Annotated in this window: 28 protein-coding genes; 14 read left to right on the forward strand and 14 right to left on the reverse strand. The window is 63.9% G+C overall.

Annotation, left to right across the window (positions count from 1 at the left end):
- Window positions 1–64 precede the first annotated feature (64 nt).
- On the forward strand, window positions 65–331 hold the full coding sequence (locus NKI67_RS11215; RefSeq protein WP_023677590.1) for a hypothetical protein: 267 nt from the start codon (window positions 65–67) through the stop codon (window positions 329–331).
- A 46-nt stretch (window positions 332–377) separates the two neighbouring features.
- Here the strand turns inward: NKI67_RS11215 and NKI67_RS11220 are convergent, their stop codons facing one another.
- From NKI67_RS11220 to bcoG, 7 genes are all read right to left on the reverse strand, one after another.
- A complete protein-coding gene (locus NKI67_RS11220) occupies window positions 378–1,322 on the reverse strand; it encodes an alpha/beta hydrolase (protein WP_352645312.1) in 945 nt (314 codons plus the stop codon).
- A 216-nt stretch (window positions 1,323–1,538) separates the two neighbouring features.
- Complete coding sequence (locus NKI67_RS11225) at window positions 1,539–2,321, reverse strand: carnitinyl-CoA dehydratase (protein ID WP_023677592.1); 783 nt, start codon at window positions 2,319–2,321, stop codon at window positions 1,539–1,541.
- Entirely contained in the window at window positions 2,314–4,392 is a 2,079-nt protein-coding gene (locus NKI67_RS11230; protein WP_352645314.1) for an acetate--CoA ligase family protein, read from the reverse strand. Before NKI67_RS11230 ends, NKI67_RS11225 begins: the two co-directional genes overlap by 8 nt.
- 186 nt (window positions 4,393–4,578) lie before the next feature.
- Window positions 4,579–5,742: an acyl-CoA dehydrogenase family protein gene (locus tag NKI67_RS11235; RefSeq protein WP_023677593.1), complete on the reverse strand. Its 1,164-nt coding sequence runs from the start codon at window positions 5,740–5,742 to the stop codon at window positions 4,579–4,581.
- Window positions 5,743–5,746: 4 nt separating this feature from the next.
- A complete protein-coding gene (locus tag NKI67_RS11240) occupies window positions 5,747–6,820 on the reverse strand; it encodes a carnitine 3-dehydrogenase (protein WP_352568444.1) in 1,074 nt (357 codons plus the stop codon).
- The gene (locus NKI67_RS11245) at window positions 6,817–7,446 is read right to left on the reverse strand and encodes an HD domain-containing protein (protein WP_023677594.1); all 630 of its coding nucleotides are present in this window, start codon (window positions 7,444–7,446) and stop codon (window positions 6,817–6,819) included. Before NKI67_RS11245 ends, NKI67_RS11240 begins: the two co-directional genes overlap by 4 nt.
- A 30-nt stretch (window positions 7,447–7,476) precedes the next feature.
- Window positions 7,477–8,388, reverse strand: a complete 912-nt coding sequence (bcoG, locus tag NKI67_RS11250; protein WP_023677595.1) for a 3-dehydrocarnitine:acetyl-CoA trimethylamine transferase BcoG — start codon at window positions 8,386–8,388, stop codon at window positions 7,477–7,479.
- 76 nt (window positions 8,389–8,464) lie between these two features.
- On the opposite strand from bcoG, the gene NKI67_RS11255 reads away from it, so the two are divergent.
- Window positions 8,465–9,445, forward strand: coding sequence for a GlxA family transcriptional regulator (locus tag NKI67_RS11255; RefSeq protein ID WP_352451614.1), 981 nt, complete (start codon window positions 8,465–8,467; stop codon window positions 9,443–9,445).
- A gap of 86 nt (window positions 9,446–9,531) precedes the next feature.
- On the opposite strand, the gene NKI67_RS11260 is transcribed toward NKI67_RS11255, so the two are convergent.
- Together NKI67_RS11260 and NKI67_RS11265 are read right to left on the reverse strand one after the other, a co-directional pair.
- On the reverse strand, window positions 9,532–9,741 hold the full coding sequence (locus tag NKI67_RS11260) for a hypothetical protein (protein WP_023680243.1): 210 nt from the start codon (window positions 9,739–9,741) through the stop codon (window positions 9,532–9,534).
- Between the two features lie 166 nt (window positions 9,742–9,907).
- Window positions 9,908–10,564, reverse strand: a complete 657-nt coding sequence (locus NKI67_RS11265; protein WP_023680242.1) for an O-methyltransferase — start codon at window positions 10,562–10,564, stop codon at window positions 9,908–9,910.
- Between the two features lie 93 nt (window positions 10,565–10,657).
- On the opposite strand from NKI67_RS11265, the gene NKI67_RS11270 reads away from it, so the two are divergent.
- On the forward strand, window positions 10,658–11,290 hold the full coding sequence (locus tag NKI67_RS11270; protein ID WP_023680241.1) for a TetR/AcrR family transcriptional regulator: 633 nt from the start codon (window positions 10,658–10,660) through the stop codon (window positions 11,288–11,290).
- Window positions 11,291–11,422: 132 nt separating this feature from the next.
- On the opposite strand, the gene xylA is transcribed toward NKI67_RS11270, so the two are convergent.
- Complete coding sequence (xylA, locus tag NKI67_RS11275) at window positions 11,423–12,748, reverse strand: xylose isomerase (RefSeq protein ID WP_031213015.1); 1,326 nt, start codon at window positions 12,746–12,748, stop codon at window positions 11,423–11,425.
- A gap of 110 nt (window positions 12,749–12,858) precedes the next feature.
- Here xylA and NKI67_RS11280 point away from each other — a divergent pair, with 110 nt between their 5' ends.
- On the forward strand, window positions 12,859–13,221 hold the full coding sequence (locus NKI67_RS11280) for a nuclear transport factor 2 family protein (RefSeq protein WP_023680239.1): 363 nt from the start codon (window positions 12,859–12,861) through the stop codon (window positions 13,219–13,221).
- Between the two features lie 209 nt (window positions 13,222–13,430).
- Here the strand turns inward: NKI67_RS11280 and xylB are convergent, their stop codons facing one another.
- From xylB to NKI67_RS11295, 3 genes are all read right to left on the reverse strand, one after another.
- Window positions 13,431–14,885 (reverse strand): xylulokinase, encoded by a 1,455-nt coding sequence (xylB, locus tag NKI67_RS11285; protein ID WP_023680238.1) that lies wholly within the window; start codon window positions 14,883–14,885, stop codon window positions 13,431–13,433.
- Window positions 14,886–15,076: 191 nt separating this feature from the next.
- Window positions 15,077–16,402 (reverse strand): tetratricopeptide repeat protein, encoded by a 1,326-nt coding sequence (locus NKI67_RS11290; RefSeq protein ID WP_023680237.1) that lies wholly within the window; start codon window positions 16,400–16,402, stop codon window positions 15,077–15,079.
- Between the two features lie 8 nt (window positions 16,403–16,410).
- The gene (locus NKI67_RS11295; RefSeq protein WP_031213014.1) at window positions 16,411–17,034 is read right to left on the reverse strand and encodes a LysE family translocator; all 624 of its coding nucleotides are present in this window, start codon (window positions 17,032–17,034) and stop codon (window positions 16,411–16,413) included.
- Between the two features lie 188 nt (window positions 17,035–17,222).
- Here NKI67_RS11295 and NKI67_RS11300 point away from each other — a divergent pair, with 188 nt between their 5' ends.
- From NKI67_RS11300 to NKI67_RS11345, 10 genes are all read left to right on the forward strand, one after another.
- On the forward strand, window positions 17,223–17,987 hold the full coding sequence (locus NKI67_RS11300; RefSeq protein WP_023680235.1) for a L,D-transpeptidase: 765 nt from the start codon (window positions 17,223–17,225) through the stop codon (window positions 17,985–17,987).
- Between the two features lie 218 nt (window positions 17,988–18,205).
- Window positions 18,206–18,526, forward strand: coding sequence for a putative quinol monooxygenase (locus tag NKI67_RS11305; RefSeq protein WP_023680233.1), 321 nt, complete (start codon window positions 18,206–18,208; stop codon window positions 18,524–18,526).
- 79 nt (window positions 18,527–18,605) lie between these two features.
- Window positions 18,606–19,772, forward strand: a complete 1,167-nt coding sequence (locus NKI67_RS11310; protein WP_023680232.1) for a diphosphate--fructose-6-phosphate 1-phosphotransferase — start codon at window positions 18,606–18,608, stop codon at window positions 19,770–19,772.
- 16 nt (window positions 19,773–19,788) lie between these two features.
- Window positions 19,789–20,514, forward strand: a complete 726-nt coding sequence (locus tag NKI67_RS11315; RefSeq protein WP_023680231.1) for an MBL fold metallo-hydrolase — start codon at window positions 19,789–19,791, stop codon at window positions 20,512–20,514.
- Window positions 20,515–20,879: 365 nt separating this feature from the next.
- On the forward strand, window positions 20,880–22,418 hold the full coding sequence (locus NKI67_RS11320) for a DegQ family serine endoprotease (RefSeq protein ID WP_023680230.1): 1,539 nt from the start codon (window positions 20,880–20,882) through the stop codon (window positions 22,416–22,418).
- 133 nt (window positions 22,419–22,551) lie between these two features.
- Entirely contained in the window at window positions 22,552–23,163 is a 612-nt protein-coding gene (locus NKI67_RS11325) for a molybdopterin-dependent oxidoreductase (RefSeq protein ID WP_023680229.1), read from the forward strand.
- On the forward strand, window positions 23,160–23,906 hold the full coding sequence (locus tag NKI67_RS11330; RefSeq protein ID WP_023680228.1) for an FAD-binding oxidoreductase: 747 nt from the start codon (window positions 23,160–23,162) through the stop codon (window positions 23,904–23,906). Before NKI67_RS11325 ends, NKI67_RS11330 begins: the two co-directional genes overlap by 4 nt.
- A 442-nt stretch (window positions 23,907–24,348) precedes the next feature.
- Window positions 24,349–24,552: a DUF680 domain-containing protein gene (locus NKI67_RS11335; RefSeq protein WP_023680227.1), complete on the forward strand. Its 204-nt coding sequence runs from the start codon at window positions 24,349–24,351 to the stop codon at window positions 24,550–24,552.
- 71 nt (window positions 24,553–24,623) lie between these two features.
- Window positions 24,624–24,830 carry a DUF680 domain-containing protein gene (locus NKI67_RS11340; RefSeq protein WP_023680226.1) on the forward strand — a complete coding sequence of 69 codons (207 nt, stop codon included), beginning with the start codon at window positions 24,624–24,626 and terminating at the stop codon, window positions 24,828–24,830.
- Between the two features lie 68 nt (window positions 24,831–24,898).
- Window positions 24,899–25,138, forward strand: coding sequence for a DUF680 domain-containing protein (locus tag NKI67_RS11345; RefSeq protein ID WP_023680225.1), 240 nt, complete (start codon window positions 24,899–24,901; stop codon window positions 25,136–25,138).
- Here NKI67_RS11345 and NKI67_RS11350 read toward each other — a convergent pair.
- Window positions 25,135–25,345: hypothetical protein (locus NKI67_RS11350; protein ID WP_352645321.1), on the reverse strand; the 211-nt coding region annotated here is incomplete at its 5' end. The two genes, NKI67_RS11345 and NKI67_RS11350, sit on opposite strands and share 4 nt — an antisense overlap.

The following is a 25,345-nucleotide window of genomic DNA, read 5'->3' on the forward strand; positions in this document are numbered from 1 at the left end:
GGACAATTGGAGGAGCGGGATGCACGGATCGACCGCATCCCGCTCGCTATGCAGGACTACGGACATGAGCGAGATTCATGCAGGCGGATCCACCGGCGATGCGAGCCCGGCCGGCCATAGTGCAGCCGATTGGCTGTCCTTTGCGGCCGCGCCGACCTTCGCAACCATGGCGCTGCTGACGCTTCTCGGCGGCGCGCCGGACATGATGTGCTCGACCGGGCAAGAGGCGTCACCGCTGGGCGGCATGGTCCCGATGTACCTGCTGATGAGCGGCTTTCATTTAGGACCTTGGCTGAAGCAGGTTTCCGGCCGGCGACGCCGCCGCAAATAGAGCTGTACCGGCCGACAAAGGCCCGTTCTGGTCGGGAAGACATCACTCACCAGATCCACTCGCCCCTTCCCAAAATCGCTACCGCATCGACAATCCGGGTAAAGCTCGAGCGGGCGCGGCCGGCCGTGTGCCTGGCGCGCAAATAGCCATGCACCAGCCCCGGCTCCTCGAGCCACCAGGCGCGCCCGCCCGCGGCAACGATGCGGTCGCGATAGGCTTCGCCGTCCGACGACAGCGGGTCGCATTCAGCGGTGATCACGACGGTGGGCGGCAGATTGGCGAACTCGGCGTCGGCGAGCGGCCACAGAGTGAGATCGCCGGTGCGATCCTCGCCACCGGTCCTGATGTCCCTGTAGAAAACGAGGTCGCGCGCGGTAAGCATCGGCGCTTCCGCGTGGGTGACGTAGGAACCGGCGGAGCTGTCGCCGCCGAGACCGGGATAGACCAGAATTTGGCCGATCGGCTTGCGCGCATGGCCGCGCGTTGCGTGGCTGACAGCGGCGGCGAGATTGCCGCCGGCACTGTCGCCGCAGAGCAGGACAGGACGCTCGTAAGTCGCCGCCGCCCATTCGAAGGCGCAGATGGCGTCGTCGAAGGCGGCCGGATGAAGGTGCTCAGGCGCCAGCCGGTAGTCGACCGAAACCACTTCATAGCCGGTGCGGCTGCAAAGCTCGGCGCAGAGGTCGTCATGGCTGTCGAGCCCGCCGAGGATAAAACCGCCGCCATGGAAATGGAAATAAAGCACCATCGCCGCCGCTTCCGGCGCCGGGGCGCGGTAGACGCGGATCGGAATGTGCCAGGGTGTGGCAATGGCGGTGGTTTCCGCCGTGACGCCTTGGGGATAGCCGGCAAAGAACTCGCGGCACATCCGGTTGTAGATCTGGCGCTGCTCGGCGATGGTGTAGTCGATCGTATCGGGCGGATAATAAGAATTGGTCCGCTCGATGAAGGCCCAGGTCTCGGCGTCGATGAGGGTTTTGTAGTCGGTCATGGGCGCTAAATGGATCGCAATGAATCCGCCTGAACACCCCCCTCTGGCCTGCCGGCCATCTCCCCCTCAAGTGGGGAGATCGGCAGCTTCGGCGAAACCGCCTTTTTTCCGGCGTCGACAATTGGCGAAAGCGATGATGACACCCAATCTCCCCCCTTGAGGGGGAGATGTCCGGCAGGACAGAGGGGGGTGAGCGCCATCATTCCTGCAATACCACTACTTCCCCTTCCACACCGGATCGCGCTTTTCGGCAAAGGCGCGAAAGCCCTCGAGATTGTCCTCCGAGCCGTAGAGTGCGTCAACCGTCGACAGTTGCCGGCGCGTCACCCGGTTCATGGCGTCCTGGAACGTCAGCGATTCTGCGACCCTGGCCGTTTCCTTGATCGCGGCGAAGACCAGCGGCGGGCCGCTGGCAAGCAGCCGTGCGATTTCCCAGACGCGGTCCTCCAGTCTTTCCTTGGGCAGCACCTCGTTGACCAGGCCCCATCGATGCGCCTCGGCGACATCCATCCAGCGGCCGGTGAGCAGAAGGTCCATGGCGACATGGTAGGGGATGCGCTTAGGCAGCTTGATCGTCGCCGCATCGGCCAGCGTGCCGGCACGGATTTCGGGCAGGGCGAAGGAGGAGTGATCCGATGCATAGATGAGGTCGCAGGATAGCGCCAGTTCGAAGCCGCCGCCGACCGCCATGCCATTGACGCAGGCGATCACCGGCTTGTTGAGGTCGCGCAGTTCCTGCAGCCCGCCGAAGCCGCCGACGCCATAGTCGCCGTCGACCGCGTCGCCGCTGGCTGCGGCCTTCAGGTCCCAGCCGGCGCAGAAGAACTTGTCACCGGCGGTCTTGACGATGGCGACGCGCAAGTCGGGATCGTCGCGAAACGCCTTGAAAATCTCGCCCATCAGCCGCGACGTCTTCAGGTCGATGGCATTGGCCTTGGGCCGGTCGAGCGTGACTTCGAGGACAGCGCCTTCGCGGCGGGTCGAAATGATTTCAGACATTCTTCTTGTCTCCAAGCACCAGCAGCGCATCGGCGATCCAGGCGCCCTTGCCTTCGGTGCAGACGATCAGCGGATTGATGTCGAGTTCCTCGATCTCGCCGGCGTTTTGCTGCACGAAAGCGGCAATGCCCGATATCGCATCGATTGCCGCTGCAACATCGGCCTTCGGCCGACCGCGATAGCCGTCGAGCAGCGGGAACAGTTTCAGCCCGCGCAAAGCGGCCTCGATATCGTCGCGGGTCGCCGGCAGCATCAGCGTGACGCTGTCGCGCAACAGCTCGACCAGCACGCCGCCGGTGCCGAGCGTCATCACGGCGCCGAACATCGGGTCGCGGGTGAAGCCGACGAGCAGCTCGGCGACGCCGTCGCGCACCATGCGCTCGACATAAAGGCCCGTGCCGAGCGGGCCGAGATCGTGGGCGGCGGTGCTGACGGATTCGGCATCCCTCAAATTGAGCCGGACCGCGTCGAGCTCGGACTTGTGGATGACACCAAGGGCCTTCAGCGCCACCGGGAAGCCGAGCGCCATCGAGGAGATGACAGCTTCGACCGCGTTGCCGGCGCGCTCGCCCTTCGGCACGGGGAGCCCGGCCTCGATGAGCCGCGCCTTCGCCTCGGCCTCGTCCGGCGTGACATGGTCGCCGACCGGCGCGCCGGACGCCGAAGTGTCGATCGGCTGCGCCTGCGGCTCGCGCCAGGCCCAGCCGATGAAGGCCGCCGCCTGGGCGGCGTCCATGGCTTCGGAGATGCCGAACAGCGGCACCATGCCCCGCGCCATCAGGCCGGCAGTGTATTCCTCGGGCAGGTTCTCCGGCAGCGAGGAGACGATCGCGCCTTGCGCGCTGTTGGTCTTCAGCGCCACTTCGAAGGCGCGCAGCGTCGCCCACCAGTCGGTGTCCGAGCAGCGGTCGGGGCGCGGGAAATCGAGCACCAGCATGTTGAGGTCGAAGCCGCCCGACACCATCGCGGTGAAGGTGGCGGTCATCGCCGGCTCGTTGTTCCAGATAAAGGTGTGGTAGTCGAGCGGGTTGGCCACCGCGACCAGCGGCCCGAGCGTCGATTTGACATGCGCGCGGTGCTCGGGGGTGAGTGGCGGAAACGTCACCCAGCGGCCTTCGGCGCTGTCGGCCATCACTGACGCCTCGCCGCCCGAACAGCTCATCGACGACAGCCGGTAGCCGGGCAGGGGGCCGGTGACGTGCAGCAGCTTGAGCGCCTCGATGAAGGCGGGAATTGAATCGATGCGGGCGATGCCGAGCCGCTTCAGGAAGGCGCCGGACGCCGCGTCCGAGCCGGCCAGCGACGCGGTATGGGAGACGGTCGCCTGCCGCGCCTGCTCGGAGCGGCCGACCTTCATGGCGATGACAGGCTTCTTCAGCTCGCGTGCCCGTGCCGCCAGCCTTTCGAAGCCGGCTACCGAATCGAAGGCCTCGATATGCAGGCCGAGCGCGGTGACGCGGTCGTCCTCGATCAGGCCGAGCGCCATTTCGGAAAGCCCGGTCTGCGCCTGGTTGCCGGCGGTCATCAGAAAGGCGATCGGCAGGCCGCGCTTCTGCATCGTCATGTTGATGGCGATGTTCGACGACTGGGTGATGATGGCAACGCCGCGACCGCCTTCTGGCAGCCTGATGCCGCCATGCTGGTCGGGCCACAAAAGCGCGCCGTCGGCATAGTTGATGAGCCCGTAGCAGTTCGGCCCGATGATTGGCATTTGGCCCGCCGCCGCGACCAGCTCGGCCTGCAGCCGCTCGCCGTCCTCGTCATAGGCCTCGGTTTCGAGGAAGCCGGCGGCGAAGCAGACCGCACCGCCGGCGCCGCGCTCGGCCAGTGCCTTGACCACTTCGATGGTCAAGTGCCGGTTGACGCCGACGAAAGCGGCATCCGGCGCACCGGGCAATTCGGCCACCGAGCGATAGGCCTTGCGGCCGGCGACCTCGGCCTTGCTCGGATGCACCGGCCAGATCTCGCCGGCAAAGCCCATCTTGATCGATTGCGCGACGACGGCGGCAGCCTGCGCACCACCGAAGACCGCGATCGATTTCGGCCGCAAAAGACGTTCAAGCCTGTGCACGAAGACCCCCCTCTGCCCTGCCGGGCATCTCCCCCTCAAGGGGGGAGATTGGCAGCTGGGCCGCCGGCCCGAGGCATGCAACGGTAATAACTGGCGAAATCAGGAATGGCGGCCCATCTCCCCCCTTGAGGGGGAGATGTCCGATAGGACAGAGGGGGGTGGGAAGGAATGCAAACATTGCGCTGTTCAGCCCCCGAACGGGCGCAGCAGCGCCCGCGAGATGATGTGGCGCTGGATTTCCGAAGTGCCTTCCCAGATGCGCTCGACGCGGGCGTCGCGCCAGATGCGCTCGAGCGGCAAATCGTCCATCAGCCCCATGCCGCCATGGATCTGGATCGCCTCGTCGGCGACAAAGGCGAGCATTTCGGTGGCCTTCAGTTTGGCCATGGCCATGTCCTGGTCGGTGACGGTGCCCTGATCGTACTTCCAGCCGGCTTCGAACACCATCAGGTCGGCGGCCTTCAGCTCGGTCGCCATGTCGGCGAGCTTGAACGACACGCCCTGGAATTTGCCGATCGGCTGGCCGAATTGCTGGCGCTGCGCGGCGTATTCGATGGCATGGCCAAGCGCCCGCTCGGCACGGCCAAGGCAGGTGGCGCCGACCTGCAGGCGCGTTGCGCCGAGCCAGGAATTGGCGACCTCGAAGCCCTTGTGGACCTCGCCCAGAACCTGGCTCGCCGGCAACCGGCAATCGTCGAATTCGAGGATGGCGTTGGTGTAGCCGCGATGCGAGACGTTGCGGTAGCCGTCGCGCACGGTGAAACCCTTGGTGCCCTTGTCGACGAAAAAGGCGGTGATCTTCTTGCGTTTTCCACGCGAAGCCTCTTCCTCACCCGAGGCCATGAAGACGATGGCGAAATCGGCGAGATCCGCATGGCTGATGAAATGCTTGGTGCCGTTCAGCACCCAGTCGTCGCCGTCTTGCACGGCGGTTGCCTTCATGCCGCGCAGATCGGAGCCGGCGCCCGGCTCGGTCATTGCCAGGCAATCCCATTTCTCGCCGCGAATGCAGGGAAACAGATATTTTTCGCGCTGCTCCGGCGTGCCGGCAAGGAGGATGTTCGAAGGCCGCGCCACGCAGGTCCAATGCAGCGCGTAATTGGCGCGGCCGAGTTCCTTTTCATAGAGCAGCCAGGTCACCGTATCGAGCCCGGCGCCGCCGACATCGGCCGGCATGTTGGCGGCATAGAGGCCGGCTTCGATCGCCTTGGCCTTGATCTCCTCGATCAGCTCGCGGCGCAGCACGCCGGTACGCTCTACTTCGCGCTCATGCGGGTAAAGCTCGTTCTCGACGAAGGCCCGAGTCGTCTCGACGATGAGCTTCTGCTCCTCCGAAAGACCAAAATCCATGGTCTCAGCCTTTCTTCCTTTTCTTCGGCTTTTCAGCCTTGGCCTTTTCGGCCGCCTTGGAGGCGGTGGGCTTCTTGGCCGCGAGCTTGGCCAGCTGCCTGGTGTAGTCCTTATGCAGGGCGCCGGCACCCCAGCCTTTGCCTTTGTTCTGCTTCGACAGTGCCTCCATGATGGCGACCAGATTGTCGTCGCGGATCTTTTCGAGCTCGCGGATCGACAGACCGTGCGCCTGGTCGTCCGACTGCGTCGCGATCAGCTCGACCAGCTCATCGTTGAACTCCGGCACGTCCATCAGCTTGGTCCACGGCCATTTCAGGCACGGGCCGAACTGCGCCATGAAGTGGCGCATGCCGGCCTCGCCGCCGGCGACGCGATAGACCTGGAACATGCCCATCTGCGCCCAGCGCAGGCCGAAGCCGTAGCGCATGATGTCGTCGAGCTCCTCGACCGTGCAGATGCCGTCCTTGACCAGCCACAGCGCCTCGCGCCAGGCCGCTTCGAGCAGCCGGTCGCCGACGAACGCTTCGATCTCCTTGCGGATCACCACCGGCTTCATGCCGATCGAGGCATACATCTCCTTGGCGACTTCGATCGCCTCGGGAAAGGTCTGTTCGCCGCCGACGATTTCGACCAGCGGCAGCAGATAGACGGGGTTGAACGGATGGCCGACGACCAGCCGCTCCGGGTGCTTCTTCATCGCCACCTGCATGTCGGTCGGTTTGATGCCGGAGGTGGAGGAGCCGATAATGGCGTTGGCCGGTGCATAAAGGTCGATCTCGGCCAGCACGCGGTGCTTCAGGTCGAGCCGCTCCGGCACGCTTTCCTGGATGAAGTCGGCGTCGGCCACCGCCTCGGCGATCGTCTTGGCGAAGGTAAGCTTGCCCTCTTTCGGCAGGCCGCCGGGCAGCATCTGCTTGTAGGCGCGGCGTGCGCCCTTCATCACCTCGCCGACCTTGCGTGACGCCTCGGGATCGGGATCGAAGATCGACACGTCGATGCCGTTGAGCAGCAGCCGCGCCACCCAGCCGGCGCCGATGACGCCGCCGCCGATCGCGGCCGCCTTGTTGATGATGCTCATGCGGAAGCTCCGGTTCTTGTGCGGGCTGTTGCGGGGTCGGTGAGGGCGACACGCTCGCCGGCACGGATCACGGATGCGTCATAGGCCTTGCGCGCGAACACTTCGAGCACGAAGGGCCGGAAGAAATCGATCGGCAATGTCTCGTAGTCGGGATCGAAGCTCGACTGATCCCAGCGTTCGCAAAACTTATCGCAATCGTCGAAGTAGATGTGCCCGGCGAAACGGTCGCGGGCGTGTGGATTGCCGCCGAGGTGGTGGGCGTAATAGAGGCGCTGGAAATCGCCGTGCTTCTCCACCACCCAGGTGCATTGCTCGCGCACAAAAGGCTTCAGGATCGACGCCGCATACTCGTCGTGGTTATAGGGCGCGTAGATGTCGCCAATATCGTGCAGCAAGGCGCAGGCAATCCAGTCGGTGTCGGCGCCGTCGCGCCAGGCCCGTGTTGCCGCTTGCAGTGAATGGCCGAGCCGGGTGATCTTGTAGCCCGAGAGGCCCGCATCAAGCTGGACGAGCGCGTCGAGCAGCCGCTCGCCGGTCTTTGCCGCATAGTCGATCTCGTGCTCGGTGAGGAAGGCATAGTCCTCGCGGTCGCCGTCCTTCATGGCGGTGAATTTCACGGTCTTCATCGGCGGCTCCTCCCAACCGGCTACCGGCTTTCAAAGCGGTGCGCGCTTCGTCAGGTTCAGCTTCTTGCGGACTTCGTCCGGGCCGATGACCCTGGCGCCCATATTCGACACGATGCTGACCGCCCGCTCGACCAGCTGCGCATTGGTCGCCAGCACGCCCTTGTCGAGCCAGAGATTATCCTCCAGTCCGACGCGGACATTGCCGCCGGCCAGCACCGCGGCTGCGACATAGGCCATCTGGTTGCGGCCAATGGCAAAGGCCGACCAGTTCCAGGTCGACGGTACATTGTTGACCATGGCCATGAAGGTGTTGAGGTCGTCCGGCGCGCCCCACGGCACGCCCATGCACAATTGCACCAGCGCGTCCGGCTTCAGCACTTCTTCCTCGACCAATTGCTTGGCGAACCACAGATGCCCGGTGTCGAAGGCCTCGATCTCCGGCTTGACGCCGAGCGCCGTCATCATGCCGCCCATGGCACGCAGCATGCCGGGCGTATTGGTCATGACATAATCGGCCTCGGCGAAATTCATGGTGCCGCAATCGAGCGTGCAGATTTCCGGCAGGCACTGGCTCACATGTTCCATGCGGTTGCTCGCGCCGCCCATGTCCGTGCCTTTTTCGTTCAGCGGCAGCGGCTTCTCCGGCGGGCCGAATACCATGTCACCCCCCATGCCGGCGGTCAGGTTCAGCACCACGTCGACGTCCGCCGCGCGGATGCGCTCGGTTACTTCGCGATAGAGATGCACGTCGCGCCTAGGCTTGCCGGTCTCGGGATCGCGCACATGGCAGTGCACGATTGCAGCACCTGCCTTTGCCGCCTCGATAGCCGAATCGGCGATCTCTCTGGGCGAGCGCGGCACATGCGGGCTGCGGTCCTGCGAACCGCCGGACCCGGTCACGGCACAGGTAATGAAAACCTCACGGTTCATCGCTAACGGCATCGGACTCTCTCCCAATAGAACGTAGGGCAAGAATGCCTGACTTGCCGGAAACTGTTTTGCGTTTTACGAAGATCGTGTGACCAAAAACGAAAAACCGACGATCTTTCGGGCCGAGCGTTTGCCGCTCAAGGTAACGCTGCTGGTATTCTCCGGCTCGTCGATCATGTGCGTCGCGTCGGCCGTCGATCCGTTGCGCGCCGCCAACCGCATTGCCGGTGAGACGCTGTTTGATTTCAGGCTGGTCTCGGTGACAGGCGAGGCGCCGGTCACCACATGCGGCCTGCCGGTGGCGGTCAGCGGCCGCTTCGATGCGGCTGACACAACCGATATGCTGGTCGTCGTCGCCGGCTTCGGCACGCAGAACTACGCCACATCGGCCCTGCTGTCCGGACTGCGCCGGGCGGCGCGCGCGGCACGCGCCTGCGGCGGCGTCGAGGCCGGCACCTGGCTGGTTGCCCGCGCGGGTCTGCTGGAGGGGCGCAGCGCCACCACCCACTGGGAGGACATGGAGGATTTCTCGTCGGCCTTTCCCGGCGTCGACGTGCGCCCCGACCGCTACGTCATCGATGGCCCCGTGTTCACCACCGGCGGCGCCTCGCCGACCTTCGACCTGATGCTGCATCTGATTCGCACGCGGCTCGGCATGGCCGTGGCGCTAGATGTCGCGAGCGTCTTCATCTACGATCAGGCGCGCGCCGCGACGGACGCGCAACCGCTGGTCTCGCTCGGCCGTCTCGACGGCTACGATCCCAGGCTGGCGCAAGCCATTCGGCTGATGGAAGCGCATGTCGACCAGCCGCTGACTATCGCCGCCGTGGCAAAGCGCGCCGGGGTGACGGCACGGACGCTGGAAAGCATCTTTCGCAAGTCGATCGGCGAAACGCCCGGCGCTTATTACCTCAGGCTGCGCCTCGGCGCCGCGCGCCGGCTGGTGGTCGACACGCGCATCGCCATGGCGGACATTGCCGGGCGAACGGGGTTTTCGTCCGCCGCGGCATTTTCCAGAGCGTTTTCAAGAGCGTTCGGCGAAGCGCCGGTCAGGCTGCGTCGGGGATAATGCATGTCGCCCAAAAGCCTGGCCACGGGCTTGACCCGAGGGTGCGGAGCGGTTTTGGGATAACGACATGCATAGACAAAGGTAGATCAGGCAGCGTCCTGGCGGTCGCTGCTGCCGTCGATCTGCGAGCGCATCTGTCTCGCAAGATGGGTCTCGAAGCGGCTGGCGACCGCGCGATCCCATTCGTTTGCACTCAGCGCACCTTGTTTCGGGTGCGGCAGCGCCATCAGCCGGTCGATGATCGATCCAGCCTCGCCAGATGAGAGCAGGGCGTCGATTTCGCGTTCGTGCTGCATATCGTTTCGCCTCCTTCTTTCTGAATCCCGCCACGAACCACACTATAGGAGGTTCGTGACGGCTGTTTGAAGGCAAGAGCGAGGCGATTGATGGGCGATGCCGGGCAAAGTTTTGTCCGCCGCCGCCCATCTTGGGCACGATCGTTCCGGCAGGTCAGGCAGTGCTTCAGCCAAGCCGCATCGACAGTTCAACATCCTCGCCGAACGGCGTGGACATGTAGCCACTCCCGGTCGAGCGCACCCGCTCGAGGTATTCGGGGCAAAGATCTGCGTTGTCGGCAACGACGAAGGCGCCCGGCCTGAGGCGGCTTTCAACCAGACTCAAGATCTCGGGATAGAGCGCTTTGGCGCCGTCGAGCAGAAGCAGGTCGACCGTTTCGGGAAGATCGACGCTTAATGTTTGCAGCGCGTCTCCTTCGCGGATTTCCACCATGTCAATGAGACCGCCTGCTGTCAGGTTACTCCTCGCGCGCGCGACCTTGGATGGCTCGAACTCGCTGGTGATCAGGCGGCCGCCGCCATTGTCCCGCAAGGCTGCGGCAAGGTGCAGGGTCGAGATGCCGAACGAGGTTCCAAATTCAACGATCGTCCTTGCGCCGCTGCCTCGTGCCAGCATGTAGAGCAGCATGCCGGTCTCTCGCGAGACGGGAAGCCAGAGGTCCTTTAGCCGCCCATAGAAATCGAGGTATTCGGTCTTGCTTCGAATGAGGCGGCTCCGCTCCTCGGCCGAGAGTTCCGCCACTGCAGGGCTTGTTGCCGCAGCGGCTTCCTCGAACAGGCGGTCCAGCAGGGGCGCGAGCGGCGTTGTCGTCAGTGTGGTCATATCGGTCTCCAGTCGGAATTGAATGCGTTCTTGTGCGGCATTCAAAATACGACTAATCGTTCGCATTCACTAATCGCATTGGCGCGCCTCTCAATGAGCGATCACCGAAGTCCGCGGATTTCCTCGCGAAAACAGCCGAAGCAGGCCCGCTCGGCGGAGCTCGTCGCTGCGATTTTGCAGGCTGCTGTTCAGGTTTTGGCGAGGGAAGGCGCGCAGCGCTTCACCACGGCGCGGGTGGCCGAGAAGGCCGGCGTCAGCGTCGGATCGCTGTATCAGTATTTTCCGAACAAGGCGGCGATCCTGTTCCGGCTCCAGAGCGACGAATGGCGGCAGACGACCAGTTTGCTGCGCGATATCCTCGAGGATATCAGGAAACCGCCGCTTGACCGGCTGCGCGACCTGGTCCACGCCTTCCTCCGCTCGGAGTGTGACGAGGCCGCGGTGCGTGTGGCGCTCGACGACGCCGCACCGCTTTACCGCGACGCGCCCGAGGCGCAGACGGCAAGGGCGTCCGGAGACCGCACCATCCAGCTCTTCATGCAGGAGGCGTTGCCCAACGCCGCGCAAGCGACTCGCGAATTGGCCGGCGATCTGGTCATGACGACGCTCAGCACGGTGGGGAAGCAGTTCTCGGAGTTGCCCCGAACCCCCGCGGAGATTGAAGCCTACGCCGACGCCATGGCCGACATGTTCTGCGCCTACCTGAGAGGCCTCGATCACGGCTAAGACGCGCCAAACCCGGTCAGCGAACAGGCCACGCGAGTTTCACACGGGGCAAAACCTTCGTCGGTTCAGCCCCGCGGAAAGCCGTCTTTAGCCGGCGGCCGCTGAACAATGCGGCCATGAAAACGGTACGCCTCAGACGTACCGGTTGACGATGTTTTCGAGCAATTCCTGGCGGCCGGATCTGGGCTGCGGCTCGATCTTCTCTTTGACGACGCGCTCGGCGATTTCCTCGAGCGTGCGCTTGCCGGCAAGCATCGCCTTGGCCTCGGCCGAATCCCAGCCGGCATAGCGCTCGGCGAGCGGGGCGGACAGCGCCTTGTCCTCGACCATGCGTGCCGCTGCCTTGAGGCCGCGAGCGCAGCAATCCATGCCGCCGATGTGGCCAATCAGCAGGTCCTGCGGATCGAGCGACTGGCGCCTGAGCTTGGCGTCGAAATTGGTGCCGCCGGTCTTGAAGCCGCCGGCCTGCAGCACCTGATAGTAGGCGAGTGCCATCTCCGGTACATTGTTCGGGAACTGGTCGGTATCCCAGCCCGACTGGTAGTCGTTGCGGTTCATGTCGATCGAACCGAAAATGCCGAGCGCATTGGCCAGCGCCAGTTCATGTTCGAACGAATGGCCGGCCAGGATGGCGTGGCCCTGCTCGATGTTGAGCTTGACCTCGTTCTCCAGTCCGAAACGCTTGAGGAAGCCGTAGACGGTGGCGACGTCGTAATCGTACTGGTGCTTGGTCGGCTCCTGCGGCTTCGGCTCGATCAGGATGGTGCCTTCGAAGCCGATCCTGTGCTTGTAATCGACGACCAGGTTGAGGAAACGGCCGGCCTGTTCCTGCTCGCGGGCAAGGTCGGTGTTGAGCAGCGTCTCATAGCCCTCGCGGCCGCCCCACAGCACGTAGTTCTCGCCGTTCAGACGCTTGGTGACGTCGATGCAGTGTTTCACCGTCGCCGCCGAATAGGCAAAGACGTCCGGATCGGGATTGGTGGCGGCGCCTGACATGAAGCGGCGGTTGGAGAACAGGTTGGCCGTGCCCCACAACAGCTTGACGCCGGTCTGCTTCATCTTTCCCGAGAAGTAATCGGCGATCTCGTCGAGCCGCGCCGCACTTTCGGAAAAGTCCCGGCCCTCCGGCCGCACGTCGGCATCGTGGAAGCAGAAATAAGGCGCACCCAGCAGCGAAAACATCTCGAAGGCGACGTCGGCCTTGAGTTTGGCCAGCTCCATCGTGTCGGTACCGCCGGCCTTGGGGAACCATGGCCGGTCAAACGTCTGACCGCCGAACGGATCGCCGCCCGGCCAGGCGAAGGAATGCCAATAAGCGACGGCAAAGCGCAGATGGTCTTCCAGCCGCTTGCTGGCGACGATCTCGTCGGGATTGTAGAACCGGTAGGCCAGCGGATTGGTCGAATCCGGTCCCTCGTATTTGATCTGTTGGATGTCGCCGAAAAAACCGCTGCTCATGTTCTTTTCCTCTCGCATGGTTCGGCCTGATTACCTCAGGCATAATTGGTTTTGCGCTGAAGTTGGTCGAAAAGGCTCATGTCAAAGCCACCCAACGAAGGAGACAGACCATGACCGACCTCAACACCATTGCCGAAAACTACATCGCCGCTTGGAACGAGAGCGACGACGCGCGCAGAAAAGCCTTGCTCGAGGCAACCTTCACCGAGGACGTCGGCTATCGCGATCCGATCATGCAGGGCGACGGCCATGACGGCATCGCCGCGTTGATCGAAGGCGTGCAGCAGCGCTTTGCCGGCTTCAGGTTCTCGCTGAAAGGCAAGCCGGACGGCTTCGCGGATACCATCCGTTTCTCCTGGAACCTCGGGCCGGAAGGCGTCGAATCCGTCATCGAAGGCACCGATATCGGCGTCATCGAAAACGGCCGGCTGAAAAGCGTCACCGGCTTTCTCGACAAGGTGCCGGCGCAGTGAGGAAATCGCGGCAAAGCGGGGGCCAAGCACCCCCCTCTGCCCTGCCGGGCATCTCCCCCTCAAGGGGGGAGATTGGCTGGCCTTTCCGCCTTCGCCAATCACCGATCTTGCAAGACTGGCATAGCCGTCGACGCTGCTGATCTCCACCCTTGAGGGAGAGATGCCAAGTGGTGGCAAAGAGGGCAGGCCAGAAGGGGGTAAGCGCCGGCTCACGCGGTTACAGCCCTGATCGCCGGATAAAGCGCCCGGTAGCGCTGATAGGCATCTGCATAGGCACCGCCGAGGGCGGCGACCGGCTCGACCGTGGCGTCCGTCGCCGGCGCCGTGCACACGGCGCGCGGATCGGCGCCTGTCGCCGCGGTCAGGCCAAGTCGGGCCGCGCCAAAGGCAGCGCCGAAATCGCCGTCGGCTGGAATATCGATGGGCAGGCCAAGCGCTGTGGCGATGGCCTTCAGCCAATAGCGCGAGCGCGAGCCGCCGCCGATCGCCGTCACCCGGGTCAGCGTCGTGCCGGCTTTGGCCAGAGCTTCGAGGCTGTCGCGGAAAGCGAAAGCGACGCCTTCGAGCACGGCCTGGGTCAGTGCCGCGCGGCCGGATTCGTGGGCAAGCCCGGTAAAGGTGCCACGAATGGCGGAATCATTGTGAGGCGTCCGCTCGCCTGACAGGTAGGGCAGGAAGGAGACGCCGGTCGGCGCCTGCAGCGCATCGCCGAGTTCGGCGGTCAACTCGCCGGCGCTTTTTCCAGCGATCCCCGACAGCCAGTTCAGCGAATCGGTTGCCGACAGGATGACGCCCATCTGGTGCCAGGTGCCGGGCAGTGCGTGGCAGAAGGTATGCACGGCGCTTTCCGGGTTGGGCAGATAGGACGCGTTGGCGGCGAAAAGCACGCCCGACGTGCCGAGCGAGACGAACGCCTGGCCGGCGCCGACCGTGCCCATGCCGCAGGCCGAAGCCGCATTGTCGCCGGCACCGCCGGCGATCGGGATGCCCGCCTGCATGCCCCATTTGGCGGCCAATTCGGCGCGCAAGGCACCGGCCTTGGCCGTGCCTTCGACCAATGACGGCATCTGCCTTTCGTCGAGCGATGTGGCGGCGAGCAGTTCGGCGGACCAGGCTCGTCTGCCGACATCGAGCCACGACGTGCCAGCCGAATCCGACATTTCCGAAATATGCTCGCCGGCGAGCCAGAGCCGCAAAAAGTCCTTCGGCAGCAGGACCCTTGCCACCTTGGCGAAAACAGCCGGTTCGTTGTTCCTGACCCAGGCCAGCTTCGGCGCGGTGAAACCGGGAAAGACGATGTTGCCGGTCAGCTTGCGAAAGCGCGGGTCGGCATCGAGCGCGGCCGCCTCGGCGTGGCTGCGTGTGTCGTTCCATAGAATGCAGGGGCGCAGCACCTGGTCGGCTGCATCGAGCAGAGTGGCGCCATGCATATGGCCGGAAAGGCCGATGCCTTTGACCGCCGCGAGTTCCTTCGCATGCATTGACCGCAGCTCGCCGACCGCCGCTTCGCAGGCGCGGATCCAGTCGGCCGGGTTCTGCTCGGACCAGCCGGGATGCGGGCGCGACACGTCGAGCGGCGCATGGCCGGAACCGACGATGCTCTGCCTTGCATCGATCAGCAGCGCCTTGACGCCCGACGTGCCGAGATCGAGGCCGAGATACATGTTTCCTCCCATGTCCGTCATGCCTGGCGGCGACGGTCTTTCTTGCTTCCCCGCCCAGTCCTGTGACACGGGCGGCGAAGATATCCCGGCAATCGTGCCGCCGGAAACGCACCCCGGTCAACACGCGAAGATTTTTTCGACGCTCGAAAAAATCTGGTCGGGGCAGTTTTTAAGGCAAGATGTGGCCTTGGTCAATTCGCCGCGAGAGCGGTTGCACGCCGTGAAAACAGTGCCGACAACGGGCTGTCCGGCCGTGCCAGCGCGCGTTCCGCCGCAAGCGCCCTCGCCAGCGCGCCATCACCGGAACGCAATGCCGCTTCGATCAGCGTCAGGTCGATGACGTCGCGTTGGGCGTGGCTGCCGCCGAAGCGATGGGCGATTGCCCGGATCGGCCGGATCAAGCGGATCGTCCCGGCATAATTGCCCTCGCCGAACGCCTTGATGGCGAGCGTCAGGGGATGGCCGACATCCCTGGTGAAAGCAGCGTTGTCGTCCTTGCCGCGCATCGCCTCGCGCTGCGCCTCGAGCAAGCCGCGGGCCGGCGCTTCGAGGCCGGCGCCGACAAACGCCATCATCGCGTGGGCGTCATTGAAGGCATAATGGCCGGCGCTCGCCTTGGGCAACCAGTTGGCGGCGAGTGCCGTCCAGCGCTCGCCGACATCGACGCCGCCGAGATGCAGCCGCCACAGGATCGCCGAGGCATCGACCATGTTGAGCGCCAGCGTCGAGCGCTCGCCATAGATCGGCCCGTCGTAGAGCGCCAGCACCTCGTCGGTCTCGCCGAGATCATAATGGAACAGCGCCAGATGCCACCAATTATGCACCTGCAGGAAGCTTTCCCGCGTCCACGCTTCGGGATTGGCGCGCATCCACAGAATGCCGTCCTTCTGCCGGCTCTGCATCTCCATGACATGGGCCACCGCATGCTGGGCCCAGCCGTCGCGCGGCTCGAGATCCACCGCCGTGCGGCCAAGTTTTTCGGCGCGCGCGTAGTCGCCCATTTCTTCCAGCCCGAAGGCTTGCATGCCGAGTATGGCATGGTAGCCCGGCATGCCGCTCTGCCAGGACGGCAGCGCGCGGCCGATGCGGTCGCGCAGCATGCGCGCATTGCCGGTGAAGAAGTCGATCTGGTGGCCGGTCTGCAGCGCCAGCGCATCGAGCGGAAACTCGATGGCGATATCCTCCAGCACGCGGGCGGCCTCGTGCCAGCGTCCATCCGCAAGGTGGCCAAGGGCGGCGACATGCGCCTGCTCGCGCGTCGTCGCGGCAAGTGGCAGCGCTGCCTCGTGACATGCCTTGGCCACTGCCGTCGCTTCGCGCTCGGTGGCGAGGCCAAAGAGATAACCCTTGAACACATGCGCCATGACGAAGCCGGGAACTTCGGCGATTGCCCGGTCAACGGAACCGACAGGATCGCCGATGAAGCACTGCAATTCGCGCACAGCCCGGCTGTAGGACGAGAACCCGGCCTCCGTCGCGCCAGACAGCGTCAGGCCAAATGCGTCGCTCACCGCCATGGTTTGCCTCAGTTGCCCGAGCGCATCGCCACTGTCGCGACGCCGGCGCCGACCAGCAGCGTGCCGCCGGTGCGGTTGAAGATGCGGATCGCCTTTGGATTGCGCACCACGTTGCGCGCCCTTGCCGCGATCAGCGCATAACCGAAGGCATTGGCGAAGGCGAGCGCCAGGAAGGTCGTCTCGAAGATCAGCATCTGTGCCCAGAAATCCGCATGCCGGTCGAGGAACTGCGGCAGGAAGGCGACGAAAAAGGTGATGCTTTTCGGATTGAGCGCGGTAACCAGCCAGGCATGCGCCGTCATTTTCGCCGACGACACCGCATCGGTGCGCGGTTCGGCCCGGAGCGCGCCGCCGGCGCGAAACAGCTTGATGCCGAGATAGATCAGATAGCCGGCGCCGATCACCTTCAGCACGGTAAACACGGTGGCCGACGCCGCCAGCAGCGCGCCGATGCCCAGCATCGACAATGTCATCGCGGTGAAGTCGCCGAGCGCCACGCCGACTGCCATCGGCAGCGCGGTGCGCCAGCCCTGGCCGAGCGCATAGGACACCACCAGCAGGATGGTCGGACCTGGAATGACCAGAAGGACTGCCGAGGCGGCGGCAAAAGCGGCCCAGTTTTCGAAGGACATTTTCTTCTCCTTGAGCTCAAAGAAGAGGATAAATCCTTGGTCCCGCGCAGATGTAAAGAGGCAAAAATCGAAAAAGCCCCTCGTTAATGCCAGGCGGCCGGCCTTCACGCTTTTTCAACCATGATTGGCGAAAATGCCTGCTATCCGGCCGGACCGTGTTTCCCGCCGATAGCGTAGGGTTTGGGTAAATGCGTGAGTTGCCGCAAGGTCTGTCGCTGCCGCACAACGGCGACGCAATCGAAACCGAAATACAGCTTTCCCGCCGCACGGTGCTGTCCGGCGCCGGTGCGCTGGCGCTGCTCGGCGTCGCCGGCTGCAGCCAGACGCTGGATCTGCCGTCGCTGCAGCTCGACGACGTCACCACCGGCTCGATCCGGCCCATCCGTCCGAGTATCAGCGTCGACAAGAACATCACCAGCCCCGACGTGATGTACGCTTCGCTCACCGACGGTGGCTTCAATGTGCCGGAAGTGCCCTATCTCAAGGTCAAGCCGGAGTTCCGCCGCCAGATCGTCGTCGATCCGACCGGCGAGCAACCCGGCACCATCGTCGTTCACTCGCAGGAACGGCTGCTCTATCTGGTGCAGCCCGGCGGCGATGCGATCCGTTACGGCGTCGGCATCGGCAAGGACGGGTTCCGCTGGTCCGGCCGCGCCAACATCCAGTACGGCAAGGAATGGCCGGTCTGGACCCCACCGCCCGAGATGATCGCCCGCAGGCCGGAACTGGTGAAATGGCAAAGCGGACAGCCGGGCGGCCTCGACAATCCGCTCGGCGCGCGTGCCCTCTACATCTATCAGAACGGCAGCGACACCGGCTATCGCATCCACGGCTCGCCCGAATGGTGGAGCATCGGCCAGGCGATGTCGTCGGGCTGCGTGCGGCTGATCAACCAGGACATCATCGATCTCTACAGCCGCGTCTCCAAGAAGAATCCGGTCGTCGTCGTCTGACCGGCGGCCAAGGCTCGAGCGATTACTCTGCCGGCTAGCGCTGCACACCCATGTACTACAATTTTGTGCGAATTCATGCGACGCTTCGCCTTGCCCAGCCATGTCCGCTCGCGTGACTGACAAGTTTTGGGAGATCGCGACATCGTTGCGCTGATCGAGGCGAGCGAAGCGGAGAAGCCGACCATGCGTGGTCCCTGCAAGAAGCAAGAAAGCAATTGATGCCGATTGTCAGGATAGCCGAACTGGAAATCGATCCTAAGCAGATCGGCAGCTACAGGGCCCTGCTTGCCGAAGAGATTGAGGCTTCTGTACGCGTCGAGCCGGGCGTGCTTTTCCTTCATGCGGTGGCAGTAAAAGGCACGCCTGAAAAGGTGCGCGTGATCGAATGCTACGCCGATCAGGCGGCCTATGAGGCCCACCTGACCACGTCGCACTTTCTCAAATACAAGGCGCAGACGGCGAGTATGGTCAGGTCACTTCGGCTCATCGAAACGGATCCTATCGCGCTGCAGGCGAAGAGTGGCCCGATTTCAAACTGACCCACTGCCTCTGCCGTTGCGCGATGCCGCAAGACAGGCGAATGTGCCTGCGATTTTCACCGCCCGGGAGACGTGAACAATGGCCGGAACTTTTGTCATCGCGCAAGGCGGCGGCCCGACCGCCGTCATCAACCAGACCGTGGTGGGCGCCACGCTCGAAATCCGCAAGCGGCATCCCGGCGCCAAGGTGCTTGGTTCCATCCACGGCGTGCGCGGAATTCGTGACGGCAATTACGTCGATCTTTCCGCCATCCCCGAGGACCGCCTGCGGCTGATCGCGGCGACACCGAGCGCCGCGCTTGGTTCGACGCGCGACAAGCCGGATGCCGCCTATTGCGACCTCATCCTCAACGGCTTGAAGAACGCCGGCGCCGATGCCTTCATCTATATCGGCGGCAACGACACCTCGGGCACGCAGCAGATCCTCACCGACGCCGCCGGCGGCAAGATCGCCTTCGTCCACGCGCCGAAAACCATCGACAACGATCTCGAGGAGAACGATCACACGCCCGGCTTCATGTCGGCGGCCGAGTTCGTCGCTGGAGCATTCCTTTCGGTCGATCTCGATTTCCGCGCTCTGCCGGGCATCTATGTCGGCATCGTCATGGGGCGGCATGCCGGTTTCCTGACGGCCGCGTCCGCGGCCTGGCAGCTCGATCAGGACAGCGGCCCGCATCTCGTCTACGTGCCGGAGCGGCCGTTCTCCGCGGCGGGCTTCATCGACGACGTTCGTGCAACGCTCGACCGCCACAAGCGCTGCATCGTTGCCGTCTCCGAAGGCGTCAGCACCGCCGACGGCAAAGCGCTGGTCGAAAGCCTGGTGCCGCCGGAAAGGCTGGAGCGCGACCAGCACGGCAACGTCAAGCTGTCGGGCAGCGACCTGCCGGCAGCCTTGGAGCGCGCGCTCGCCGAAGGATTGCCGGGCAAGCGGGCGCGCGTCGATGCGCTCGGCTATATGCCGCGCGGCTATGTCGGCGCCATCAGCGCGGTGGACGCGCAGGAGGCCTTCGATGCCGGTGCCTTCGCGGTCACAGTGGCCGACGAGGGGGGCGGTTCGGTGGCGCTGCAATATGACGGCAAGAAAACCGTGCTGAAGAAGGTGCCGCTGAAGAACGTCGCCGGCAAGACGCGCCATATGCCGGATGATTTCATGCTGCCGGATGTCAACCGGCTGTCCGATGCGGGGATGGCCTATCTGAAGCGGCTGGTCCCGCAAAAGTACAAGGTCGGCAAGCCGTTCGTCTGATGCCGGCCTTGATCTGATGGACAGCTGGTTCAGCAAAACCATCGTCGACGCCAAGACGACGATGCTGACCGAGCCCTTCGTGCACGAATTCGTGCGCGCCAACATCTGGCATCTGCGCGGCCGCGATGTCGACCTGCTGGTCGACACCGGCATGGGGATCTGCCCGCTGGCGCCGCAGATCGACACGCCGTCCGGCAAGCCGCTGCTCGTCGTCGCCACGCATATCCATCTCGATCATGTCGGCTCGCTGCACGAGTTTCCGTTGCGGGCAGGGCCGCGCCACAGCGCCGCACAGTTCGACAGCATGGATGAAGCGGTGACCTACGCCTACATGTTCCATGATCTGGAAGGCGCCGTCTCCAGGCTGCCGGCAAAGGGCTGGAAGGCGGCCGATTACAGGATTCAGCCGGCGCCTCTGGCCCGGACCCTGGACGAGGGCGATAGGATCGACCTCGGCGATCGCCAATTCCGCGTCCTGCATCTGCCCGGCCACTCTCCGGATTCGATCGCGCTGTTCGACGAGGCTGACGGCCTGTTCTTCGCCGGCGACGCCATCTACGACGCCATGCTGATCGACGACCTGCCGGATTCGGATCGTGCCGCCTATCGCCGCACGATGCAGTGCCTGCTCGAGCTGCCGATCCGCATCGGCCATGGCGGTCATGGACCGAGCTTCGACGGCAGGCGGATGCGCGAGATCGCCACCACCTATCTCAGCCGGACCGACCGGAAAGGCGAATAGGAGGCCTCGGCTGAGGCGGCGCAAATCTGAAGCGATTTGTCTTGCGCAGCTATTTTGTTCTTGCTTTGTGCCGGCAGCTATGCTAGTAATCTGGGTATGGTGCTGATTCGCCCCAATGACCCGCCGACCCGCCGCAAGGCGGGTTTTTGTTTTCGGGTTTCGGCGCCAGCCCGGCAAGGCGGCTGCCAGCCGGAAATTAAATCTTCGTAATATTATCTGGAAACCACGATCGGCGCCCTAGATGCGGGGCTGTCGATCCGGTCGGCCGCCGTGCCAGGCGAGACAGGCAAGGCCGACACGCCGATAGAGCATTCCGGTGACGGAACGCTGCGGCGCCCGATCAATCTCTCGCCCGGACAACGGCCATGTCACCAATCCAGACCCTTCGCAGACATCGCGTCGCCGCTCTGCTGGGCGCCGCGCTGATCGTCAGCCCCTTCGCCCTGCCCCTCGCTCCCAGGCTGAATGATGTCCTGGCGGCAACAGTGACCCCACCTGTCACCGGAATGACGGCGCCCAGCGGTTCGTTCGCTCCGGTCGTGGCGGCCGACAAACCGGCAGTGGTGACCATCGCGACGGTCATGAAAGTACAACAGCCGGACACCATGAGCGACGCCTCTCCCTTTGGCGGAACCTCGCCTTTCGACGACTATTTCCGCCATTTCTTCGATGACCAGGGACAGCCCGCCCCCAAGACACCGCCGGAACAGGCGCCGCGCACCGAGGCCCTCGGCTCAGGCTTCATCGTCGGCGCCGACGGCACCATCGTCACCAACAATCACGTCGTCGACGGCGCCCAGTCGATCAAGGTGACGCTCGACGACGGCACCGAGCTTCCCGCCAAATTGATCGGTCATGACGCCAAGAACGATCTTGCCGTGCTCATGGTCAAAGCCGGCAAGCCCTTGCCGATCATCAAATGGGGCGATTCCGACAAGCTCATGCCGGGCGACCAGGTGCTCGCGTTCGGCAATCCTTTCGGCCTTGGCACCACGGTCACGGCCGGCATCGTCTCGGCGCGCGGCCGCGACCTGCATAGCGGGCCGTTTGACGACTTCATCCAGATCGACGCACCGATCAACCGGGGCAATTCCGGCGGCCCGCTAACGGATGTGAACGGCAATGTCGTCGGCATCAACACGGCGATCTTTTCGCCGAATGGCGGCAGCGTCGGCGTCGGCTTCGCCATCCCCTCGGACCAGGCGCAAAAGGTCGTCGCCAAGCTGATGAAGGGCGGCTCCATCCAGTACGGTTATCTCGGCGTCCAGATCCAGCCGGTGACGCCTGACATGGCGAGCGCCATCGGCCTCGATCACGCAGCCGGCGTGCTGGTCGCGCAGGTCAGCGACGGATCGCCGGCCGCCAAGGCCGGCATCGAGACCGGCGACGTCATTACCAGTTTCGCCGGCCGCGACATAAAGGATCCAAGGGATCTGTCGCGCACCGTCGCCGACGTTGCGCCCGGCACGAGGGAAACCCTCAATGTCTGGCGCCAGGGGCAAAGCCTGCAGATCTCCGTCGAGGTCGGGCGCAACGAAGACGACATGGCAACGGGATCGGTGACCAGCGATCGGCGTCAGCCGTCGACGGAGCAGGGCCTTCGCGCACCGGCGCTCGGTCTCGGCCTGATGGACGTCACCCCGGATGTGCGCCAGGCAATGAACCTGGCAGGCAACCAGCACGGCGCGCTGGTCGAGCGCGTCGACCCGAACAAGGCGGCATCGGCTTCCGGCATCCAGCCCGGCGACATCATCGTCGCCGTCGACCAGCATCCGGTGAGGAACGCCAGGCAGGCTAACCAGGCGATTGTGCAGGCTGCCAAATCTGGCAAGAAATCGGTGCTGCTGCTTGTCGAGCGTGGCGACGCCCAGATGTTCGTCGCCGTCCCCTTCGCCAGTGGCTGAAGCGGGCGCCGCGCTGCCAAGATCGATGTAGAGCATTGCCGCCAGGCCGGAGCCAAGATTTCGGTTGCCCGCGCACGCGTCTTCGAGAAAACTGACAAAGGTCGATTGGACCTTGCGCAAACGGATATTCTCGATGGTTACCCGAGGCTTCTCTTCCGGACGAAAGCCGCCGACGGATACGGATGCACGTATCCCGCCGGGGCAATATCTCGAGCAAGGTTTCCCGGTCCTGTCGGCCGGCCCGACGCCGCATGTCCGCACCGAGGATTGGTCGTTTACGCTTAAGCACGGGCCGCGGCCGATCAAGAAGTGGAACTGGGCCGAGTTCAACGCGCTGCCCTTGACCAAGATGACGCGCGACATCCATTGCGTCACCGCATGGACCAAGTTCGACACCGCGTGGCAGGGCGTGCTGGTCGACGACATCCTTGCCGACGCCGGCATCGAGCCGCCCACCGCCTTCACGCTGGCGCTGGGTTTCGACGGCTATTCCACCAATGTGCCAACGAAGGATCTCACCGGCGGCAAGGCGATGGTGGCACTGCTTTACGAGGGCAAGCCGATCACCCCCGATCATGGCGGCCCGGCCCGGCTGCTCGTTCCGCACCTCTATTTCTGGAAATCGGCCAAATGGCTGAACGGGTTGCAGTTCACCGAGCGTGACGAGCCGGGTTTCTGGGAATTGCGAGGTTATCATATCTACGGCGATCCGTGGCGCGAGCAGCGCTACACGAACGATCCATGAGCGACGCACCGGCGGCGCAGTCGCCCTGGCAGACGGTCACCATCACCCGCATCCAAAAGCGCACGCCGCGCGTCACCAGCTTTTTCCTGCAGCCGTCGCGGCCCTTCGTCTACCATGCCGGACAGCATGTCGATGTCAGGTTGACAGCGCCGGACGGCTATCAGGCGCGCCGCTCCTACTCCATCGCCTCGGCGCCGGAGACCGGCGAGACCATCGAACTGGCGATTGAAAAACTCGAGGACGGCGAGGTCTCGCCGTTCTTTCACGAGATCGCGGCGGTGGGCGACGAGGTCGAATTGCGCGGGCCGCTCGGCGGCCATTTCGTCTGGTCCGACGGCGATGGCGGACCGCTCCTGCTCGTCGGCGGCGGGTCGGGCGTGGTGCCGCTGATGTCGATGGTCCGTCACCGGGCGATGCGGGGATCGCTGGTCGCCGCCACCTTGGTGTTTTCGGCGCGGGTCTGGGACGAGGTGATCTTTCGCGACGAGTTGATCGACCTCGCCGAGCGCCGGGATGGCTTCGACCTGGTGCTGACGCTGACGCGCGAGCCGGCCCGCCGTCCGGCAGATCATGCGCGGCGGGTCGACGCCGCGATGATGGTGCAAGCCATGACGAGGCTGCCCGCGCCGCCGAAGCTCGCCTTTGTCTGCGGCTCGAACGCATTCGTGACGGCCGCCGCCGAGGCACTGATCGATGCCGGGGTGCCTGCGGCACTCATCCGCACCGAACGCTACGGGGTCTGACCGGTTCTGCTTGCCCGGTTGCTGCCTTTGTTGGGCGGCATAAAGCAGGCCAAAAGCAGCCGCAACGCCGACGCCGCGTTTGGCCGAAATGGTTAACGATTCGACAAAGAGCCTCGGCTGCGACTTTTGTCGGTTTAAAAAATCGAACCGAACGGTTCGTTTCTGTTGACAATGCGTGCAGGACGCTGTGAACGCTGCCTCCCCAAGTCACCTTGCAGCCAGACCGATACTATGGGCTATCTACTTGATATTTAGCAATAAAATTGTGGCGAAGGGAATCTCTGGCACAATTTCAAGGTGTAGATTCTTGGTCCACACCAAACAACTTCGTGATTGGAAACTGGCCATCGCCTTTCCCACATCGGGGCTGTCCGAACGACGCGAATTCCTCCCAAGACACGCCGCTGGACGGACGGAAAAACTGAGATACTGGAGTACTAAAATGAAAAAGATCGCTCTTGCCGCCGTCGCCGTTTTGGCCATCACCGGCAGCGCCTTCTCTGGCAGCGACAACTTTGGTTCCAAGGGTGCGAACCAGCCTGCCGCTTCGGTCGACAGCTCGTATACGGCTTCCATTCAGAAGCCGGCTCATGCTGACCAGCAGCCTGTCCAGGGCGCCGACCGTAACCTCTTCGGCAACAACTAACAGTCGATCCCAGCATCAGGGCGGCGGGCATATCCGCCGTCCGGGGATCTGAAAAATTCAGGAGTATTAAGATGAAAAAGATCGTTCTTGCTGCCGCCGCCGTTTTGGCCATCACCGGCAGCGCCTTCGCGGGCAGCGACAACTTTGGTTCCAACGGAGCCAACCAGCCTGCTGTCTCGGTCGACAGCTCCTACACGGCTTCCGTCAAGACGTCGGACCAGGCTGAAAAGCAGCCGGTTGTCCAGGGCGCCGACCGTAACCTCTTCGGCAACAACTAACAGCCGATCCCACCATCAAGGCGGCGGCATGCCCGCCGCTTGATTTCGAAAATCCAGGAGTACCCAAAATGAAAAAGATTGTTCTTACTGCCGCCGCTCTCTTGATTGCCGCCGGCAGCGCTTATGCCCGCAACGACAATGTTGGCGGGACCGACATCAACAAGCAGTCGACCGTCAACGTCGACAACACGCAGACGTATTCGGTACGTGACAGCAACTCGCCGATCTACAAGCTGCTGAACTCGTCTGGCGATGTGCCCAAGTCCGCGCCTCAGGGCGCCGACCGCAACCTCTTCGGCAACAACTAGAGCAATTCCAGGAAAAGTGTGAAACGGTTTTCCGTCCGGAATTGCTCCAAACAAAGAGATAGAGCGGTTCGGCGTTCCGTGAAACGATGAATCGCTCTAACGGCCGAACTGGAATTCCAGACAAGAGCGGCGCGGCCATGCCGCCCCGCGTGTTTTTTTTTTTGAGGAATAAAAGCAGGATGAACCAGCCGATTGGAATGCGGGATG

The sequence above is a fragment of the Mesorhizobium sp. M0408 genome, assembly GCF_040321495.1.
Classification (GTDB): Bacteria; Pseudomonadota; Alphaproteobacteria; order Rhizobiales; family Rhizobiaceae; genus Mesorhizobium.

What these genes read in the sequence shown, in the direction of transcription:
- bcoG (WP_023677595.1), bottom strand. Translation starts at nt 8,388, where the DNA reads ATGCCGTTAGCGATGAACCGTGAGGTTTTCATTACCTGTGCCGTGACC.
- NKI67_RS11330 (WP_023680228.1), top strand. Translation starts at nt 23,160, where the DNA reads ATGAGCGACGCACCGGCGGCGCAGTCGCCCTGGCAGACGGTCACCATC.
- NKI67_RS11345 (WP_023680225.1), top strand. Translation starts at nt 24,899, where the DNA reads ATGAAAAAGATTGTTCTTACTGCCGCCGCTCTCTTGATTGCCGCCGGC.
- NKI67_RS11280 (WP_023680239.1), top strand. Translation starts at nt 12,859, where the DNA reads ATGACCGACCTCAACACCATTGCCGAAAACTACATCGCCGCTTGGAAC.
- xylA (WP_031213015.1), bottom strand. Translation starts at nt 12,748, where the DNA reads ATGAGCAGCGGTTTTTTCGGCGACATCCAACAGATCAAATACGAGGGA.
- NKI67_RS11320 (WP_023680230.1), top strand. Translation starts at nt 20,880, where the DNA reads ATGTCACCAATCCAGACCCTTCGCAGACATCGCGTCGCCGCTCTGCTG.
- NKI67_RS11310 (WP_023680232.1), top strand. Translation starts at nt 18,606, where the DNA reads ATGGCCGGAACTTTTGTCATCGCGCAAGGCGGCGGCCCGACCGCCGTC.
- NKI67_RS11290 (WP_023680237.1), bottom strand. Translation starts at nt 16,402, where the DNA reads ATGGCGGTGAGCGACGCATTTGGCCTGACGCTGTCTGGCGCGACGGAG.
- NKI67_RS11265 (WP_023680242.1), bottom strand. Translation starts at nt 10,564, where the DNA reads ATGACCACACTGACGACAACGCCGCTCGCGCCCCTGCTGGACCGCCTG.
- NKI67_RS11225 (WP_023677592.1), bottom strand. Translation starts at nt 2,321, where the DNA reads ATGTCTGAAATCATTTCGACCCGCCGCGAAGGCGCTGTCCTCGAAGTC.
- NKI67_RS11215 (WP_023677590.1), top strand. Translation starts at nt 65, where the DNA reads ATGAGCGAGATTCATGCAGGCGGATCCACCGGCGATGCGAGCCCGGCC.
- xylB (WP_023680238.1), bottom strand. Translation starts at nt 14,885, where the DNA reads ATGTATCTCGGCCTCGATCTCGGCACGTCGGGCGTCAAGGCGCTGCTG.
- NKI67_RS11295 (WP_031213014.1), bottom strand. Translation starts at nt 17,034, where the DNA reads ATGTCCTTCGAAAACTGGGCCGCTTTTGCCGCCGCCTCGGCAGTCCTT.
- NKI67_RS11305 (WP_023680233.1), top strand. Translation starts at nt 18,206, where the DNA reads ATGCCGATTGTCAGGATAGCCGAACTGGAAATCGATCCTAAGCAGATC.
- NKI67_RS11300 (WP_023680235.1), top strand. Translation starts at nt 17,223, where the DNA reads ATGCGTGAGTTGCCGCAAGGTCTGTCGCTGCCGCACAACGGCGACGCA.
- NKI67_RS11335 (WP_023680227.1), top strand. Translation starts at nt 24,349, where the DNA reads ATGAAAAAGATCGCTCTTGCCGCCGTCGCCGTTTTGGCCATCACCGGC.
- NKI67_RS11260 (WP_023680243.1), bottom strand. Translation starts at nt 9,741, where the DNA reads ATGCAGCACGAACGCGAAATCGACGCCCTGCTCTCATCTGGCGAGGCT.
- NKI67_RS11325 (WP_023680229.1), top strand. Translation starts at nt 22,552, where the DNA reads ATGGTTACCCGAGGCTTCTCTTCCGGACGAAAGCCGCCGACGGATACG.
- NKI67_RS11315 (WP_023680231.1), top strand. Translation starts at nt 19,789, where the DNA reads ATGGACAGCTGGTTCAGCAAAACCATCGTCGACGCCAAGACGACGATG.
- NKI67_RS11245 (WP_023677594.1), bottom strand. Translation starts at nt 7,446, where the DNA reads ATGAAGACCGTGAAATTCACCGCCATGAAGGACGGCGACCGCGAGGAC.
- NKI67_RS11220 (WP_352645312.1), bottom strand. Translation starts at nt 1,322, where the DNA reads ATGACCGACTACAAAACCCTCATCGACGCCGAGACCTGGGCCTTCATC.
- NKI67_RS11270 (WP_023680241.1), top strand. Translation starts at nt 10,658, where the DNA reads ATGAGCGATCACCGAAGTCCGCGGATTTCCTCGCGAAAACAGCCGAAG.
- NKI67_RS11340 (WP_023680226.1), top strand. Translation starts at nt 24,624, where the DNA reads ATGAAAAAGATCGTTCTTGCTGCCGCCGCCGTTTTGGCCATCACCGGC.
- NKI67_RS11240 (WP_352568444.1), bottom strand. Translation starts at nt 6,820, where the DNA reads ATGAGCATCATCAACAAGGCGGCCGCGATCGGCGGCGGCGTCATCGGC.
- NKI67_RS11235 (WP_023677593.1), bottom strand. Translation starts at nt 5,742, where the DNA reads ATGGATTTTGGTCTTTCGGAGGAGCAGAAGCTCATCGTCGAGACGACT.